This is a genomic window from Devosia sp. Root413D1 (assembly GCF_001425235.1).
Lineage (GTDB): Bacteria > Pseudomonadota > Alphaproteobacteria > Rhizobiales > Devosiaceae > Devosia_A.
The window spans coordinates 189,142-205,322 of sequence record NZ_LMEA01000009.1; the positions used below are offsets into that span (position 1 = coordinate 189,142).

Below are 16,181 nucleotides of genomic sequence, written 5' to 3' on the forward strand. Positions count from 1 at the left end.
CAGCCGTGTAAGGAAACAGCCGCGTGCTAGCCTACGTCATCAGGCGCGTTCTGATCATGATCCCGATGGCCGTCGCCATCAGTTTCCTGATCTATCTCGGTCTCGACGCGACCCCCGGCGACGCCGTCTCCTTCATGCTGAGCCCCGAACAGATGTCGGGCGCCAATCCCGAACGCCTCGCCGAGCTGCGCGAAGCGCTCGGCCTGAACCAGCCGCTGTTCGTCCGCTACTTCATCTGGCTCTGGGGTCTGTTGCAGGGCAATTTCGGCTACACCCTCACCGGTGGCGTGCCGATCTCGGACCTGTTGGCGCGGCGCCTGCCGGCGACGCTGGAGTTGGCCGCCGTGGCGCTGGTGCTCTCCACCGTGTTCGGCTCGATCCTCGGCATCATCAGCGCGCTCCGGCGCGGCTCGGCCACCGACAACACCCTGACCGTGGTCGGCATGGTTGGTGTTTCCATCCCCGAGTTCTTCTTCGGCCTCGTCGCCATCACCGTGTTTGCGCTGAACCTTGGCTGGCTGCCGGTCGGCGGCCGCTCGATGCCGCAATACATCACCTTCTGGGATCGGCTGCCGCATCTGGTGATGCCGTCGCTGGTGCTGTCGATCATGATGACCGCCGGCGTCATGCGCTATGCGCGCGCCGCCATGCTCGACGCGCTCAACAAGGATTTCATCAAGACCGCCCGCTCCAAGGGCCTGCCGGAATGGCGGGTCAACCTGCTGCACGGTTTTCGCGTCGCGCTCACCCCGGTGGTGGTACTGATCGGCTTCCGCCTGCCGGCGCTGATCGGCGGCTCGGTGATCGTCGAGCAGGTGTTCCAGTGGCCGGGCGTCGGCAGCCTGTTCGTCCTCTCGGTGCGTAACCAGGACTATCCGGTGGTGATGGCCGTGGCACTGATCTCGGTGGTCACCGTGCTGGTGGTCAGCGTCGTGATCGACGTCCTCACCGCCATCATCGATCCACGCGTCCGGTTGGGGAACTAGCCATGGCCCTCGCCGATATTCCGCGCCGCCGCAACCGTTTCGACCGCCGCTTCGACCGCATCCGCGAACTCGAGGAGGCCGGCCGTCTGAAGCACCCGACCGGCAGCCGGCTGCTGCGCAAGTTCATCAGCAACCGGCTCGCCGTTGTCGGGCTGGTGGTGTTCAGCGTCATCATTCTTGCCTCGATCTTTGCGCCGCTGCTGACGCCGTGGGACCCGACCAAGATCAACCTCCGCGCCATGCTGCAGCCGCCCTCCTGGGAGCATTGGCTGGGCACCGACAAGACCGGGCGCGACGTGTTTGCCCGCGTGCTCTATGGCGGCCGCATCTCGATCCTTGTCGGGCTCGGCAGCGCCGTGGTCTCGGCCATTATCGGGGTGATCGTCGGCTGCTATGCCGGCTATGTCGGCGGCTGGTTCGATGCCATCTGCATGCGCATCTCCGAGATCATCATGGCCTTCCCGGAGCTGATCCTGGTGCTGATGCTGGTCTCGATCCTCGGCCAGTCGCTTTCCAACATCATGATCATCTTCATCGTCGGCGGCTGGTGCGGCATTTATCGCCTCGCCCGCGCCAGCATGCTGTCGCTGCGCGAAGAGGAGTATGTTCAGGCGCTGCGGAGCTTCGGGCTCAGTGTGCCGCTGATCTGCTTCAAGCACATCCTGCCCAACGCGCTTGGGCCCATCATGGTCAACATCACGCTCTCGACCGCCGCTTTCATCCTCGCCGAAGCCGGCTTGAGCTTCCTCGGGCTGGGCGTGCCGATGAACATCGCCACCTGGGGCAACATCCTCAACGTCGCGCAGGATCTCGGCGTCTTGCAGAACAACTGGTGGATCTGGCTGCCGGTCGGCACCACGATTTCGCTCTTCGTTCTGAGCGTCAATTTCATCGGCGACGGCCTCCGCGACGCCACCGACCCGACGCAACAGGGCTAGCCGCATGACCACCACCACTCAGCTGCCGGTCAACGACGTCGCGCTCAGCGTGCGCGATCTGAAGACCTTCTTTTACACCAACAAGCGCTGCAACAAGGCGGTGAACGGCGTCTCGTTCGAGATCAGGAAGGGCAAGACCCTCTGCATCGTCGGCGAGAGCGGCTGCGGCAAGTCGGTCACCGCTTCGGCGATCATGCAGCTGTTGCCGACGCTGTCGCGCATCGAACAAGGCGAGATCGTCTACCACTCGGAGCGCGGCGATATCCGGCTCGATACGCTGGAGCGCAACGGCAAGGCGATGCGTTCGATCCGCGGTTCCGAGATCGCCATGATCTTCCAGGATCCGATGACGGCGCTGAACCCGGTCTTCACCATCGGCTTCCAGATCGCCGAGAACCTACGCTACCACACCGCTATGCGCGGCCGGCAGCTGATGGACAAGGCCATCGACCTGCTGCGCTCGATGGGCATTCCGGCGCCCGAGCGGCGGGTCGAGCAGTTCCCGCACCAGTTCTCGGGCGGCATGCGCCAGCGCGCCATGATCGCCATGGCCATGGCCTGCAACCCGAAAATCCTGATCGCCGACGAGCCGACCACGGCGCTCGACGTCACCATCCAGGCACAGATCTTCGAGCTGATGGCGACGCTGAAGCGCGAGCACGGCACCGCCATCATGCTGATCACCCACGACATGGGCGTGGTGGCCGAACTCGCTGACGATGTCGCCGTCATGTACATGGGCAATATCGTCGAGGCCGGCACCGTCGATGAGGTGCTGCGCCGCCCCAGCCACCCCTATACCCGCGCGCTGCTCGATTCCGTGCCGGTGCTGGGGCGCGGCAAGAACCAGGATATCCGCGCCATCCCGGGTTCGACCCCCGATCCGTTCAACCGGCCCAAGGGCTGCCAGTTCGCTGATCGCTGCGCTTACAAGCTCGATGCCTGCGAGACTGCCCTGCCGGCAGAAACCCACCTGTCCCCCACGCATCGCGTCATGTGCGTGCGCCACGAGGAGTTCGCCAATGGCGTCCGCAGCTGAAGCGCACGAACCGGGCGACGTCATCCTCAGCCTCAAGGGCGTCAAGGCGCATTTCCCGGTCAAGGCCGGGGTGCTGCGCCGCACCGTGGCGCAGGTGAAGGCGGTCGATGGCGTCGACCTCGATATCTATCGCGGCGAAGTGCTCGGCCTCGTCGGCGAGAGCGGCTGCGGCAAGACCACTTTGGGCAAGACCATCCTGCAGTTGGTGCGGGCCACCGCAGGCGAGATCACCTATGTCGGCGCCGAAGCGAGCGCCGATCTCACCAAGCTCAGCGACAAGGAGCTCTACGCCTATCGCAAGCGCCTGCAGATCGTCTTCCAGGATCCGCATTCCTCGCTCAATCCTGCTTTCACCATCTTCGGCTCGCTCGAGGACCCGCTGACCAAATACGGGGTGAAGACCCGCGAGGAGCGCCGCAAGATCATCGGCGACCTGCTCGAGGCGGTGAACATGCGCCGAGAGTATATGGATCGCTACCCGCACGAGTTCTCCGGCGGGCAGCGCCAGCGTATCGGCATCGCCCGGGCGCTCAGCGTCAACCCGGAGCTGATCGTCTGCGACGAGGCGGTGAGCGCGCTCGACGTGTCGATCCGCGCCCAGGTGCTGGAGCTGCTGATGCGGCTGAAGCGCGAGCGCAACCTCACCTATGTCTTCATCACCCACGATCTCAGCGTTACCGAGTTCATCTGCGACCGCGTCGCGGTGATGTATCTGGGCAAGATCGTCGAGCTCTGCCGCTCCGAGGATCTGTTCGAGCGCAAGCTCCACCCCTACACCCAGGCGCTGCTCTCGGCGATCCCGGTCGCCGACCTCGATCGGAAGAGCAATCGCGTCGTGCTCGAGGGCGATGTGCCGAGCCCGGTCAACCCGCCGTCGGGCTGCCCGTTCCACCCGCGCTGCCGCTTCCGCCAGGATATCTGCAAGTCCACCGTGCCGACGCTGAAGCGCTATTCGATCGACGGCCGTGACGATCACTACGCCGCCTGCCACCTCATCGACGCCCAAGAAGCCGCGGCCTGATCGCCCGGCGCCAGCCCCCTACGGAGCCCCAAATGCCCGCCTTCGACATCAAATCCATCACCGGCGTCCTTCCGGCGATGGTGACCCCGTTCGACGAGAACGAGAAGCTCGACGAAAAGCGCCTGCGCGCCGTCGTCAACTTCCTCATCGAACGCCAGGTCGAGGGGCTCTACATCACCGGCTCGACCGGCGAGTCCTTCCTGATGTCGCCCGAGGAGCGCAAGCGCGTCGTCGAAGTGACGATGGAGGAGTGCCGCGGCCGCGTCCCGGTGATCGCCCATATCGGCGCCATCAGCACCTTCCATTCGATCGACCTGGCGCAGCACGCCGAACGGGCCGGCGTCGACGCCATCTCCTCGGTGCCGCCGATCTACTGGGGCTTTTCCGCCGACCAGATCCACGGCTACTACGTCGACATCACCCGCTCCACCAAACTTCCGATGATCGCCTACAACGTGCCGATGGCGGCGCTCGGCTTCGATATGATCAAGCGGCTCTCGACCATCGATGGCGTCGCCGGGGTCAAGTACACCGCCACCACGCATCACGACATCATCCGCATCAAGGAAGAGATCGGGCAGGACTTCATCGTCTATTCCGGCGCCGACGAGATGGCGATGTCGGGCCTGAGCTTCGGCGCCGACGGCATTATCGGCTCGTTCTACAACTCGATGCCCGAGATCTGGATTGGGCTGCGCGACGCCGTCGCTGCCGGCAATCTCGCCGAGGCCAAGCGCCTGCAGGAGATCGGCAACGCCGTGATCTTCTTCTCACTGAGCCGCGGCGGCATCCCCTCGATCAAGCGCGCCATGGCCTGGATGGGGTGCGACGCCGGCTATGCCCGCAAGCCCCTTGGCGGCTTCATCGACCAGGCGGCCGACGACAAGCTCAGGGCCGAGTTCCGCGGGCTCCGCGACGAGCGGAAGCTTAGCGGCGTGGCGTTTCTCGATGCGCTCTGAGAGTAAGGCTAGCGCGTATCGGGGCGACGCGGCTGATAGGCCGGTGCGCAAAGAGCACCCCCACCCCTGTCCCCTCCCCGCAAGGGGGAGGGAGACGCTCCCACCGGCGCCAGTGTTTTGGTCTCCTCCCCCCTTGCGGGGGAGGGACAGGGTGGGGGGTACTCTGTGCGCACAGAGCTATCCTTTCGCCCCAGCTGTTTGGGCGAGAGGTCGCGACGCAGTCGCGGGTGAGGGGGCCTTACTGTGACGCTCCGCACCGTCCTCACCCTGAACAGTGACCGCTCGGTTCGCAGCGGCAGCACCACCGACCTGGTGGACGCCATTCGGCGCGGTGCGGATCTCCGCATCGGCACGGCGTTCCGCCACAACGAACACATCGACACCAGCTCTTCGAGCAATGAACTGATCGAGGAGGTCGCCGAGTTCCGCCAGACCTGGCTGCTCGACGACCGCTGGGCCGCCGGCATCATGACGCTGCGCATGCCGGTGGAACTGCCGGAGGGGTTTGGCCCGCGCCCCTCGATGTCGTTCTTTCTCTACAACCAGGACGGTACCCAGGCGATCGCCCGGCCCTATCTCGATGGCCAGCCGCCGACCGGCCAGCGCGGCCCAGCGCCGCTCGACGACCTGGCGGACATGCCGCGCTACCACCAGTTCGACAATTTCGACGCCGGCACCAACGCGCCTTCGAGCAACTTCGTCTACGATTTCGACAGCTACCGCTTCATGGTCAACGACCGCTGGCGCGAGGTGCTGGCGCACGATCACACGGGGCGGCCGGTTTCCGGCTCGGTCGAGGCGCTCAATGCGGCGTTCCTGCGCGGCTCGCCGGTGAAGGTGGCGATCAGCAAATTCGGCATCGGACTGGTACCATCAGGGGAGACCGCCCCCGAGCACGAAGCCTTCATCCACTGCGGCTCCTGCTACTATTACACCGACAGGAAACTCTTCATCACCGGCACTCACCCGGCGGTGCGTGTGAAGCCGGCCATCCCGCTACGCTACGAGTCGGGCGGCTGGGATTTCTGCTGGCTGGTGGCGCGCACCGATGGCCAGGTCGAACGCTGGCGCTGCGATCCGCATACCCTCGCCTTCGATCGCAGCACGCATCGCTACGACATGCGCTGGTTCGTCTCGGGAGAGTAACAAAACATGCGTCTCGATCGGTTGTTGACCGTCGACGACTTCAAGCGCGTGGCCGAGCGCCGCGTTCCAAAAATGTTCTTCCAGTATGCCGACTCGGGCGCTTACACCGAGCAGAGCTACCGCGAGAACAGTTCCGACTTCAGCAAGATCCGCCTCGAGCAGCGCGTCGGCCGCGACATCTCCCGTCGTAGCCTTGCGACCACCATGCTCGGCCAGCCGGTGTCGCTGCCGCTCGGCCTCGCACCCACCGGCGCCGCCGGCATGCAGGTGGCGGATGGCGAGATCAAAGCCGCCCGCGCCGCCGAAAAGGCCGGCATCCCCTTTACCCTCTCCACCGTCTCGATCTGCTCGATCGAGGATGTCGCCGCGGCCACCAATCGCCCGTTCTGGTTCCAGCTCTATGTGCGGAAGGACCGCGCCTTCACCGAGCGGCTGATCGACCGGGCCCGCGCCGCCAACTGCGCTGCCCTCGTCGTCACGCTCGATTGCCAGCACTATGGCCAGCGCCACAAGGATGTGCGGAACGGGCTCACCGTGCCCTTGAAGTTCACCCCGAAATTCGTCGCCGAGCTGGCGCTGAAGCCGGCCTGGTCGTTCGCCATGCTCGGTACCCCGCGCCGCAGTTTCGGCAATTTCGCCGGCCACGTCCCCGGCGCCAATAGTGTCGCCGAGCTGGCGCAGTGGATGTCGCAGCAGGACGACCTGACGCTCAACTGGCAGGATCTCGGCTGGATCAAGCGCCGCTTCGGCGGGCCGCTGGTGGTGAAGGGGATCCTCCACGCCGACGATGCCCGCGCCGCGGTCGCCCATGGCGCCGACGCCATCGTCGTCTCCAATCATGGCGGCCGCCAGCTCGATGGCGCGCCCTCGACCATCCGCGTGCTGCCGCGCATCGTCGACGCGGTCGGCGACAACTGCGAGATCTACCTCGATAGCGGCGTCCGCTCCGGCCACGACATGCTGAAAGCCGTGGCCCTCGGCGCCCGCGCCGTCTTCATCGGCCGCCCCACCCTCTACGGCCTCGGCGTCGCCGGCGAAGCCGGCGTCACCCGCGTCCTCGACATCCTCCGCGCCGAAGCCGACAGCGCGCTGGGGCTGATGGGCGAGACCGACGTGACGCAGCTGGGGGCGCACAATATCGAGTCGAATGATCTGGTGAGAGAGCGCAACTAGCACTGGCTTTGCGGTGAGTGCCTTCTCCCCTTGTGGGAGAAGGTGCCCGAAGGGCGGATGAGGGGTATCTCTCCGCGTGCTGGTCGCTCGTCGCTTGCGCTCCGAGCGCGCCACACTTCGTTGCACGGACCCCTCATCCGGCGCTGCGCGCCACCTTCTCCCACAAGGGGAGAAGGCAAACTGTGCCCATTGCGCTTCAGAGCTTCACCGAATCCACCAGCCCCCGCGCCGTCCCATAAAACAGCGCTTCCCTCTGCGCCGTGCTCAGCCCGATCTGCCGCGCGCCGCGCTTCATCGCCCTGAGCTGCTCATAGCGGATATACGTCATCCGCCCGTCGCAGTGGCTCAACCCCATCGAATGGTTGGTCGGCGACAGATAGGCCCAGGCTCGGCCATAGGTGATGTACTTGCCGCGCATCGGCCCGATCATATCGTCCGAGCCATACATCACCCGCTCCACGCCGACGCCGGTGTAGAGCGCGTCGAGCGCATCGGAATCGCACACCGTCGAGGTGTCGTACCAGACGTTCGATAGCCCCCTGAGCCGCGCCGCCGCCTTTTCGATCGCCCAGGCCGAATAGCTGCGCGCGCAATGCGCCAGCACCCATTTCGCGCCCGGGTATTTCTCGCTGAGCCGCACCATGTCCTCGATGTTCTCGGGGTCGGCGATGGCGTCGCGCTTGCCCAGGTGCATCATGATGATCAGCCCCAGCCGGTCGGCCACGGCGATCTGGTGCTCGGGCAGCATATCGGTAATCCGGCACTGCACCGGGTCGGCGGCATAGAAGCGGTAGGGCTTGAGCCCGATCAGCCCGGTGCGCCGGATCTCGGCCTCGACCTCGGCGGCGCTCATTCCGGGATGCACCAGCATCAGCCCGCAAGAGCTGCCGCCACCCTTTGCCACCTCGGCCGCCACATAGGTGTTCGAGCCCTCGAAGTCGCAGGGGTTGGGGAAGGGGAACGGGAAGGACAGCCGCTCGATCTGCCGCGCCGGGAACAGTGTGGCATCCACCTCGTCGGCCAGACCCCAAGTCACCTCGGGGAAATAGGCGCCGATGCTCCCGGCGAACGGTCCGTTCAGCCGGTTCGGATCGAGATCGAAGGCCCAGCGATAGATATGAGTGTGGACGTCGAACACCTTGTCCGGGACGAAATCGGCGAGTTCGTCCTCCCAGATCTGCCGGTCGAGGTCGGTCGGGTCGAGATCGCGCATCAACATATCCCCCAGCGCAGCATCCGCACTTGACACTGCTGCAGATGTTATAATGATAAGCTAATATTCTGGGCAAGAGGCGAGGGGATGCCGGTGACGTCATATATCGAGGATTTCGATGACGGGCCGGGTGGTTGGATGCGCGTGGTCGACAATTTCGCCCCGCCTGCCGCGCTGCCGATCAGCAATGGTGTAGTGCGTTGCCAGGGCCCCTGGTGGGTCGATTACAACCATGCGCCGCCCGGCGGCGGCTACCTGCAGCTGCTGATGTGCATGGTCACCCACGGCCCATCCGGCGAGTCGGTGCGCGAGGTCTCGGGCGCCAACCGCTTCACCGGAGGCAGGTTCCCCACCGACTTCACCAATGCCAGGATCACCCTGCGCACCCGCGGCGAACTCGAAGCGGCCGGCACCAAACTGTCGCTGCTGATCCAGGGGAGCAAGGACGGCCTCACCTCCGGCTGGGTGCTGACCGGCCAGACCTTCGCGGTGAACGCCGAATGGACCGAGACCACCGTCACCGCCGTGCCCGACCCGAGCCAGTGGACCAGCATCGGCTCGCGCCATGATCGCACCGACACCTATGGCGAAAAGCCGCTGCTCGACATCCTCGCCAACGTGAACGTCAACATCCACATCATCATGTTCCCGGTGCAACCCCGGCCGATGGGCGAGATCGGCGGCGATCCGCATCGGCTGCGCGCCGGCCGCGACTACCCGATCTGGCCCTCGAGCATCGCCCAGGGCTATGTCGAGGTCGATCGCATGCAGATCGATTTCGCTCAATGAGCCGCTACCCACGCACCGTTCTCGGCACGGTCTGCCTGCCCTGGCACGACGACGGCGCGCTCGATGAGCCGCTGTTCCGCCGCACCATCCGAAACCTGGTCGCCGCGGGGCTGCCCGATCTCTACATCTTCGGCACCGCGGGGGAGGGCTATGCGGTCACCGACGGCATGTTCCGCCGCGTCGCCGCGATCTTTGCCGAGACCATGCGCGAGGCCGGCGGCGCCGCGCCGATGGTCGGCATCGTCAGCCAGTCGTTGGCCACGATGCAGGAGCGGATCGCCTATTGCCGCGGCCTCGGCATCGATACTCTCCAGATCTCGCTGCCCAACTGGTCTGTGGTGACCGATACCGAGCTGCATGGGGTCTTCGCCGAACTCTGCGGCGGCTTCCCCGAGGCGAAATTCCTCCACTACAATCTGATGCGCTCGGGCCGCCTGGTCTCGCCGCGGCTTTATGCCGAGCTCGCCGATGCCCACCCGAATCTGGTCGCTACGAAGTATGGCGGCGGCGATCCGTTCCTGATCTCCGGGTTGATGCAGTATGCGCCACAGCTGCGGCACTTCCTCACCGAGCAAGGCTATTACATCGGCGCACCCTTGGGCGAGTGCGGGCTCCTGACCTCGATCTCCTCGAGCAACCCAACGCGCGCTTTCGAATATCTCAACGCCGGCGCGAACAGCGATTGGCCGAGGTTTGCTGAGCTCTACCGCGAACTCTGCGGCGTGCTGCATGCGCTGCTCGACAGCGCCGGCGGCAGCTTCGTCGACGGCGCCTACGACAAGACCATCCTGAAACTCAGCGAACCGGATTTCCCGCTCAAGCTGTTGCCGCCGTACGAGACTGTGGGGCAGGGGGTGTACGAGGCGTATCGGGTGCGGTTGGTAGCGGAGTTTCCGCAGTGGTTGCCGGCCGGCTAGTTCAGTGACTGCACTGCCCCTCACCCCGACCCTCTCCCCGGCGGGGAGAGGGGGCGTTGTGGCACAGGCGGTGCAAAGCGCGTCCCCTCTCCCCGCTGGGGAGAGGGTCAGGGTGAGGGGAAGTTCAGATCGCCCCCGATGTTCCCCCTACCGGCTCACCGCGCTAGCCACCCGCCACACCCCATGCGCATCGCAGCAGGCGTAGTACATCCGATACCGCCCATCGCCGAGGTCGATCAGCGACATGTCCTCGGCATGCACGGCGTCGATCTCCTCGCCGCCATAATCATCGCCGGCGATAGCGATGCCGCTGCGCCGCCAGTTCAAACCATCCTCCGACTCCGCCACCAAGATGCGCGAGCGATAGCCCGACATATCGGCGGCGATCGAGGCTGCGGCGAAGTCGGCGCTCGACCCGTTCGCCACCGCTTCGGCGTCGAGGCTCGGATGCACCGGCGGCACCGCGCCGTCAGGCAGGTCCTGCCAGGCCGAATAGAGCATGGTCCACGGCTCACCCGACATGCGTGGCGCGATCACTTCGGCCGCGGTGATCCCCGCGCTGTCGAGCGCATCGGTGCGGTCGCGCATCCGAAAACCCGACTCCATCTCGAAGCTCAGCCCATCTGATGTCACTGCGCTCACCACCGGCGTGCCGGCCCGCTTCCCAGCTTCATACGTGGCGCGAAACACGAACAGCCGCCCGACGCTATCGCCCAGCGACAGGAAGCGCGGCGCGCCGACCCCACCGTCGAGCCGGATACCCGGCTCGACCGTCCAGTTCACCTGGTCCTCCGAAATGGCGCTGCCGATCACCGTCGGCCGGTCCGCCCGGCCGCGCCCCTCGAAATACATCCGCCAGCGGCCATCCGGCAGTTGCGTCAGGCTCGGCGCCAGCACCCGCAGCGCCATGTGCGGCAGCGCCGGATCGGGCGCCACGCGGATCCCCGGCTCCGGTTCGAACCGCAACCCGTCCTGCGACACGGCGCTGAGGATGTAACCCTGGCAATCAGCGAACGGCTTGTCCGGTCCGACCGCCGTGTAGAACAGCCGATACCCGCCTGCCGGCGCCTTGACGATGCACGGCGCCTGCACCTTGGAATGATCGAGGTCGCGGCTGCCTTCGATCCGCGCCCCGGCTTCCTTCCGCCAGTTTTTCTGCATTGAGGATCAGGCTCTTCCTTGACGGCTACTTGGTTATTCTCATAACAATATAGCATTACGTCAATGCTCGCCGCAGCGAGTGAATGGGGGAGACGGAATGGGCAAGGGGCAGGACCTCTGGAAGACGGCGAAGACCGTCATACCTGGCGGCAATATGTTGCTGTCGAAGCGCCCCGAAATGTTCCTGCCCGAACAGTGGCCGGCCTATTTTTCCAAGGCCGCCGGCTGTCGCGTCTGGGATCTCGACGGGCGCGAATATATCGACATGTCGATCATGGGCATCGGCTGCAACACGCTCGGCTATGGCCGGCCGGAAGTCGATGATGCCGTCAAGCGTACCGTTGACCTTGGCAACATGGCGACCCTCAATGCCCCCGAGGAAGTCGAGCTGGCGCGGCGGCTGATTGACCTGCACCCCTGGGCCGACATGGCCCGCTTTGCTCGTTCCGGCGGTGAGGCCAATGCCATCGCCATCCGCATCGCCCGCGCTGCCTCCGGCAAGGATGGGGTGGCGCTGTGCGGCTATCACGGCTGGCACGACTGGTATCTCGCATCCAACCTCGGCGATGAGAGCAAGCTCGCCGGGCACCTCTTGCCGGGGCTCAGTCCCAATGGTGTGCCCAAGTCGCTGCGCGGCTCGGTGTTCACCTTCAACTACAACAAGCTCGACGAGCTCGAGGCGCTGATCCGCAAGGAAGAGATCGGCGTCATCAAGATGGAAGTGTCGCGCAACTACGACCCCGATCCAGGCTTCCTCGTCAGCGTGCGCAAACTTGCCGACCAGCACAACATCATCCTGATCTTCGACGAGTGCACCTCAGGCTTCCGCCAGGCCTTTGGCGGGTTGCACAAGGTCTATGGCGTAGATCCTGACATGGCGGTGTTCGGCAAGGCGCTCGGCAACGGCTATGCCGTCACCGGCGTCATCGGCAAGCGCGACATCATGGAAGCGGCGCAGAACACCTTCATCTCCTCGACCTTCTGGACCGAGCGCATCGGCTCCGTGGCGGCGCTCGCCACCCTCGACGTGATGGAAAAAGAACAGTCCTGGCAGCAGATCACCGATACCGGCCGCGCCATCACCGCGCGCTGGCAGGCGCTGGGCCAGAAATACGGCCTGCCGCTGGTCACCGCAGGCGTTCCGGCGCTCACCGGCTTCAGCATCAAATCGGCCAACGGTCTCGCCTACAAAACGCTGATCACCCAGGAAATGCTGGCCGCCGGCTACCTCGCCGCCACCAGCGTCTACACCTGCACCGAGCACACCCCCGAAATCGTCGACAGCTATTTCGCCGCGCTCGAGCCGATCTTCAAAACCATCAGGGAATGCGAGGATGGGCGGGATATCAACACCCTGCTGAAGGGCCCCGTCGCCCATAGCGGTTTCACCCGGCTCAACTGAGATTTTTGCATGTCCCTCCCACCGCTCGCCTCTGCCGCCCTCGCTCCCTTTGCCACGCTGGTCCGTGCTGAAGGCGGCAAGTTCACCACCATCCCCGCAGTGCTGGAGCCGGGCGATGTCCCCGGCCAGCACGCCTTCGCCGTGCTCTGCCCGCAGCCGGTCGACCCCCAGGCGATCAGCATCGGCTTCCTCGAGCGCCATCCGCACTCGACCCAGACCTTCGTGCCGCTCAAGGTCGGCCGCTGGCTCGTGCTGCTTGCCCCAACGCTTGCTGACGGCGCGCCCGACCTCGCCAATATCCGCGCCTTCCTAGCCGGCCCCGAGGATGCCGTCTGCATCCATCGCAACGTCTGGCATGCCGGCCTCACCGTGCTCGATCGGCCGGCGGAGGTGGGGATGATGATGTGGCGCTCCGCTGCCGGCCCCGCAGCCGACGGCATCGTCTTCGAACTCAAAACTCCCATCGTTCTCAGCGTGTGAGGCACGTGATGACGCGACTGGTCTACATCTCGGGCGAACTGGTGCCCGAGCCCGAGGCGCGGATCTCCATCTTCGACAGCGCCATCATGCTCGGCGATACGATGACGGAATCGACCCGCACCTTCCGCCACATCCCGTTCAAGCTCGACGCGCATATCGAGCGGCTCTACCAGTCGCTGAAGCTGACGCGCATCGACCCGCAGCTGAGCCCCGCCGAAATGAAGCGGGTAACGCTCGAGGTGTTCGAGGCCAACCGGCCCAACTATGCCCCGCACGAGGACGCCTGGATCGTCCACAACATCTCGCGCGGCCTGTCGGTCGCCGGCGCCGACCCGACCAAACAGCTGGGCGCCGCCACGGTGATGATCTTCACCCAGCCGATGAACCTCTTGCCCTGGGTCGATTTCTACTCGAAGGGTTGCCACGGCGTCACGCCGATGAGCCGCATGGTGCCGAGCCAGTCGCTCGACCCCCGCATCAAGAACCGCAGCCGCCTCGCCTACACCCTGGCCGAGATGGAAGCGAAACTCGTCGACCCCCAGGCCCAGAGCGTCATCCTCGACCTCGATGGCCACGTCGCCGAAAACAAGGGCGGCAACATTTTCTGCGTCACCAAGGGCGTGCTCCGCACCCCCTCCACCGTCAACTGCCTCGCCGGCGTGAGCCGCGCCACGGCGCTCGAACTGGCGCAGGGCCTGGGCATCCCGACCGAGGAAACATCGCTGCTGCCCTACGACCTGGCTACCGCCGACGAGATGTTCTTCACCTCGACGCCGTACTGCATCATGCCGGCGACCAAGTTCAATGGGTTGCCGGTGGGGGATGGCCAGGTGGGGGCGGTGACCAAGCGGCTGCTGGGGGCGTGGAGCGAGTTGGTGGGGCTGGATATTGTCGCGCAGGCGGAGGCGCAACGGGGTTAGCGCTTTGCTGCCGCAAAGAACGAAGCCTGTCTTTCGGGGCGCTGCTTACGCAGATGCCTCGGGGGCCTCGGGCGGCGCTACAGCACCCGCGCTGAGCAAGTGATCAACCACCTGCAGATTTGCCGCGTATCGGAAAGTTCTGGTCGATTTGTCGTAGCTGCTTTGCCGCACCTCGCAGCAGGGTCTGATCAAGCGCAAAAGTTACAAGGTGGGTTTGAGTCAGGGGATCGGGCGTGAGCGATGCACGCATCGTGATGTGTCCCTGCCCGTCACCCTCGAGGTTCACGTCGATGTTCGGCTCCAGCGACGCCAGCCGTGCAGTGCCTCGCAGGTCGCGATACAGTTTCTCCAACTCGGTGCAAAAGCGCTGAAGGTCCACGTTCTGCAGGAAACACCCTTCCGCGGCAACGTGTGAGTTGGACGTAGCCAACACTGCCTTGACCCTTAGCCAATTTGCGTCGAACGGCTCTGTGGCGTCCGGGAATTCATAGCCTCTTATCCAGAGGCTCAGCCCTTTCAGACGGAACGCTGGCTCGACGTCATTGGGCATAGCCAATCTCCACGAGTTTCCATTTGGAACCCGGGCCATTTGCACCGTCCAGCCCAAATCGATCTATGCCCTAACTTGCGCGTAGCGTAACCGAGCGGCCCAAAACAAAAGGCCTCCCGTGAGGGAGGCCTTTGCGTATCCATTGGTGCCCTGGAGAAGACTCGAACTTCCACGTCTTTCGACACACGGACCTGAACCGTGCGCGTCTACCAATTCCGCCACCAGGGCAATCCGATGGGCGCCGTTCACTAGGTGACTGCACGGGGGCTGTCAACTCGGTTTCTTGCCCGACCACGCCTCGTCCACTCGACACGTCGTGGCGTGCAGGCTAGAAGCGGCAAAACCTTAGTCCGATTGCCTTGCCCGGAGCCGCCTCAAGCCATGGAATCCACCTCGAACCTGGTCACCATTTTCGGCGGCGCCGGTTTTATCGGGACCCAGGTGGTGCAGCTCCTGGCCCGTCGCGGCTATCGCATCCGCGTCGCGGTGCGCCGGCCCGATCTCGCCGGTCACGTCCGCCCGCTCGGCGCCGTCGGGCAGGTGATGCCGATCCAGGCCAATATCCGCAACCGCGAATCGGTGGAGCGCGCCATCCGCGGCGCCGGCGTCGTCATCAACCTCGTCGGCATCGGCCACGAGAGCGGCAAGCAGCGTTTCCGCGCTGTGCATGCGATGGGCGCCAAGAACATTGCCGAGGCGGCCAAGGCGCTCGGCGTCAAGGAACTGGTGCACATCTCGGCGCTGGGCGCCGATACGCAGGCGCCGAGCGGCTATGCCCGCTCCAAGGCGCTGGGCGAAACCGAAGTGCTCGCTGCCTTTCCGTCGGCCGTGGTGATCCGTCCTTCGATCGTCTTCGGGCCGGGCGACGGCTTCTTCAACCGCTACGGCATGCTGGCCCGCATGCTGCCGGTGCTGCCGGTGATCGGCGCCAAGTCACGGCTGCAGCCGATCTATGTCGGCGACGTCGCCGAGGCGATCTGCCGTGCGGCCGAGGGTCAGGTGAAGGGTGGCAAGATCTATGAGATCGGCGGCCCCGAGGTCGCGACCCACAAGGAACTGGTGGCGCGGGTGTTGACCGATACCCTCCGCACCAACCTGCTGCTGCCGCTGCCCGCCGGACCGGCCAAGCTCCTGGCGCTGCCGCTGTCGCTGCTCCCCTCGCCGCTGATCACCAGCGACCAGGTCGACCAGTTGCAGGCGGACAACGTGGTGTCGGAAGACGCCAAGCGCGAAAAGCGCACCCTCGCCGCGTTCGACATCGCGCCGACGGCGATGGACGCGATCCTGCCGAGCTATCTGTGGCGCTTCATGAAGAACGGCCAGTTCGACCGCCAGACGGCGTAATCGGCGGCTCGTCGCTGCCACCGCTGGTGGCTGTGGACCCCCACCCCTGTCCCCTCCCCGCAAGGGGGAGGGAGACCCTCACACTGACATCTCGGTTCTAGCGTCTCCCTCCCCCTTGCGGGGAGGGATTAAGGGTGGGGGTC

The 16,181-nt window shown here is 65.3% G+C and carries 16 protein-coding genes and 1 tRNA gene; 13 read left to right on the top strand and 4 right to left on the bottom strand.

From position 1 onward, the window contains the following. The first annotated feature begins 23 nt into the window (after positions 1–23). From ASC89_RS12975 to ASC89_RS13005, 7 genes are all read left to right on the top strand, one after another. Entirely contained in the window at positions 24–986 is a 963-nt protein-coding gene (locus tag ASC89_RS12975; RefSeq protein ID WP_055872882.1) for an ABC transporter permease, read from the top strand. A 2-nt stretch (positions 987–988) separates the two neighbouring features. Continuing rightward, complete coding sequence (locus ASC89_RS12980; protein WP_055872881.1) at positions 989–1,924, top strand: ABC transporter permease; 936 nt, start codon at positions 989–991, stop codon at positions 1,922–1,924. 4 nt (positions 1,925–1,928) lie between these two features. Then, the gene (locus tag ASC89_RS12985) at positions 1,929–2,963 is read left to right on the top strand and encodes an ABC transporter ATP-binding protein (RefSeq protein WP_055872876.1); all 1,035 of its coding nucleotides are present in this window, start codon (positions 1,929–1,931) and stop codon (positions 2,961–2,963) included. Continuing rightward, positions 2,947–3,984, top strand: a complete 1,038-nt coding sequence (locus tag ASC89_RS12990; protein WP_055998444.1) for an ABC transporter ATP-binding protein — start codon at positions 2,947–2,949, stop codon at positions 3,982–3,984. The genes ASC89_RS12985 and ASC89_RS12990 overlap by 17 nt, the downstream gene beginning before the upstream one ends. 32 nt (positions 3,985–4,016) lie before the next feature. Continuing rightward, a complete protein-coding gene (locus ASC89_RS12995) occupies positions 4,017–4,943 on the top strand; it encodes a dihydrodipicolinate synthase family protein (protein ID WP_055998450.1) in 927 nt (308 codons plus the stop codon). 243 nt (positions 4,944–5,186) lie between these two features. Further along, positions 5,187–6,089, top strand: coding sequence for a hypothetical protein (locus ASC89_RS13000; protein WP_055998453.1), 903 nt, complete (start codon positions 5,187–5,189; stop codon positions 6,087–6,089). 6 nt (positions 6,090–6,095) lie between these two features. Continuing rightward, complete coding sequence (locus ASC89_RS13005; RefSeq protein WP_055998456.1) at positions 6,096–7,262, top strand: alpha-hydroxy acid oxidase; 1,167 nt, start codon at positions 6,096–6,098, stop codon at positions 7,260–7,262. A 196-nt stretch (positions 7,263–7,458) separates the two neighbouring features. Here the strand turns inward: ASC89_RS13005 and ASC89_RS13010 are convergent, their stop codons facing one another. Further along, positions 7,459–8,475, bottom strand: a complete 1,017-nt coding sequence (locus ASC89_RS13010) for an amidohydrolase family protein (RefSeq protein WP_055998460.1) — start codon at positions 8,473–8,475, stop codon at positions 7,459–7,461. Between the two features lie 87 nt (positions 8,476–8,562). Between ASC89_RS13010 and ASC89_RS13015 the strand changes: the two genes are divergently transcribed. Further along, a complete protein-coding gene (locus ASC89_RS13015) occupies positions 8,563–9,264 on the top strand; it encodes a hypothetical protein (RefSeq protein WP_055998462.1) in 702 nt (233 codons plus the stop codon). Beyond that, positions 9,261–10,181: a dihydrodipicolinate synthase family protein gene (locus ASC89_RS13020; protein WP_055998464.1), complete on the top strand. Its 921-nt coding sequence runs from the start codon at positions 9,261–9,263 to the stop codon at positions 10,179–10,181. Before ASC89_RS13015 ends, ASC89_RS13020 begins: the two co-directional genes overlap by 4 nt. A 147-nt stretch (positions 10,182–10,328) precedes the next feature. Here ASC89_RS13020 and ASC89_RS13025 read toward each other — a convergent pair whose 3' ends face one another. Continuing rightward, positions 10,329–11,342 carry a hypothetical protein gene (locus tag ASC89_RS13025; RefSeq protein ID WP_055998466.1) on the bottom strand — a complete coding sequence of 338 codons (1,014 nt, stop codon included), beginning with the start codon at positions 11,340–11,342 and terminating at the stop codon, positions 10,329–10,331. Between the two features lie 97 nt (positions 11,343–11,439). Between ASC89_RS13025 and ASC89_RS13030 the strand changes: the two genes are divergently transcribed. Genes ASC89_RS13030 through ASC89_RS13040 form a run of 3 tightly spaced genes read left to right on the top strand, consistent with a single transcriptional unit; the run spans position 11,440 to position 14,144 of the window. Next, on the top strand, positions 11,440–12,744 hold the full coding sequence (locus tag ASC89_RS13030; protein WP_055998468.1) for an aminotransferase class III-fold pyridoxal phosphate-dependent enzyme: 1,305 nt from the start codon (positions 11,440–11,442) through the stop codon (positions 12,742–12,744). A 9-nt stretch (positions 12,745–12,753) separates the two neighbouring features. Next, entirely contained in the window at positions 12,754–13,224 is a 471-nt protein-coding gene (locus tag ASC89_RS13035; protein WP_055998470.1) for an ureidoglycolate lyase, read from the top strand. Positions 13,225–13,232: 8 nt separating this feature from the next. After that, complete coding sequence (locus ASC89_RS13040) at positions 13,233–14,144, top strand: aminotransferase class IV (RefSeq protein WP_055998472.1); 912 nt, start codon at positions 13,233–13,235, stop codon at positions 14,142–14,144. Between the two features lie 103 nt (positions 14,145–14,247). Here ASC89_RS13040 and ASC89_RS13045 read toward each other — a convergent pair whose 3' ends face one another. Together ASC89_RS13045 and ASC89_RS13050 are read right to left on the bottom strand one after the other, a co-directional pair. Then, on the bottom strand, positions 14,248–14,694 hold the full coding sequence (locus ASC89_RS13045; protein ID WP_055998474.1) for a hypothetical protein: 447 nt from the start codon (positions 14,692–14,694) through the stop codon (positions 14,248–14,250). 143 nt (positions 14,695–14,837) lie between these two features. Continuing rightward, positions 14,838–14,922: transfer RNA gene (locus ASC89_RS13050), tRNA-Leu, on the bottom strand. A 153-nt stretch (positions 14,923–15,075) separates the two neighbouring features. Here ASC89_RS13050 and ASC89_RS13055 point away from each other — a divergent pair. Then, a complete protein-coding gene (locus ASC89_RS13055) occupies positions 15,076–16,038 on the top strand; it encodes a complex I NDUFA9 subunit family protein (RefSeq protein ID WP_055998476.1) in 963 nt (320 codons plus the stop codon). The last annotated feature ends 143 nt before the right edge of the window (positions 16,039–16,181 follow it).

Bases quoted from the DNA above. Each gene is read 5' to 3' on its own strand.
- ASC89_RS12980 (WP_055872881.1), top strand. From the start codon at position 989: ATGGCCCTCGCCGATATTCCGCGCCGCCGCAACCGTTTCGACCGCCGC.
- ASC89_RS12985 (WP_055872876.1), top strand. From the start codon at position 1,929: ATGACCACCACCACTCAGCTGCCGGTCAACGACGTCGCGCTCAGCGTG.
- ASC89_RS12990 (WP_055998444.1), top strand. From the start codon at position 2,947: ATGGCGTCCGCAGCTGAAGCGCACGAACCGGGCGACGTCATCCTCAGC.
- ASC89_RS12995 (WP_055998450.1), top strand. From the start codon at position 4,017: ATGCCCGCCTTCGACATCAAATCCATCACCGGCGTCCTTCCGGCGATG.
- ASC89_RS13005 (WP_055998456.1), top strand. From the start codon at position 6,096: ATGCGTCTCGATCGGTTGTTGACCGTCGACGACTTCAAGCGCGTGGCC.
- ASC89_RS13010 (WP_055998460.1), bottom strand. From the start codon at position 8,475: ATGCGCGATCTCGACCCGACCGACCTCGACCGGCAGATCTGGGAGGAC.
- ASC89_RS13015 (WP_055998462.1), top strand. From the start codon at position 8,563: ATGCCGGTGACGTCATATATCGAGGATTTCGATGACGGGCCGGGTGGT.
- ASC89_RS13020 (WP_055998464.1), top strand. From the start codon at position 9,261: ATGAGCCGCTACCCACGCACCGTTCTCGGCACGGTCTGCCTGCCCTGG.
- ASC89_RS13025 (WP_055998466.1), bottom strand. From the start codon at position 11,342: ATGCAGAAAAACTGGCGGAAGGAAGCCGGGGCGCGGATCGAAGGCAGC.
- ASC89_RS13030 (WP_055998468.1), top strand. From the start codon at position 11,440: ATGGGCAAGGGGCAGGACCTCTGGAAGACGGCGAAGACCGTCATACCT.
- ASC89_RS13035 (WP_055998470.1), top strand. From the start codon at position 12,754: ATGTCCCTCCCACCGCTCGCCTCTGCCGCCCTCGCTCCCTTTGCCACG.
- ASC89_RS13040 (WP_055998472.1), top strand. From the start codon at position 13,233: ATGACGCGACTGGTCTACATCTCGGGCGAACTGGTGCCCGAGCCCGAG.
- ASC89_RS13045 (WP_055998474.1), bottom strand. From the start codon at position 14,694: ATGCCCAATGACGTCGAGCCAGCGTTCCGTCTGAAAGGGCTGAGCCTC.
- ASC89_RS13055 (WP_055998476.1), top strand. From the start codon at position 15,076: ATGGAATCCACCTCGAACCTGGTCACCATTTTCGGCGGCGCCGGTTTT.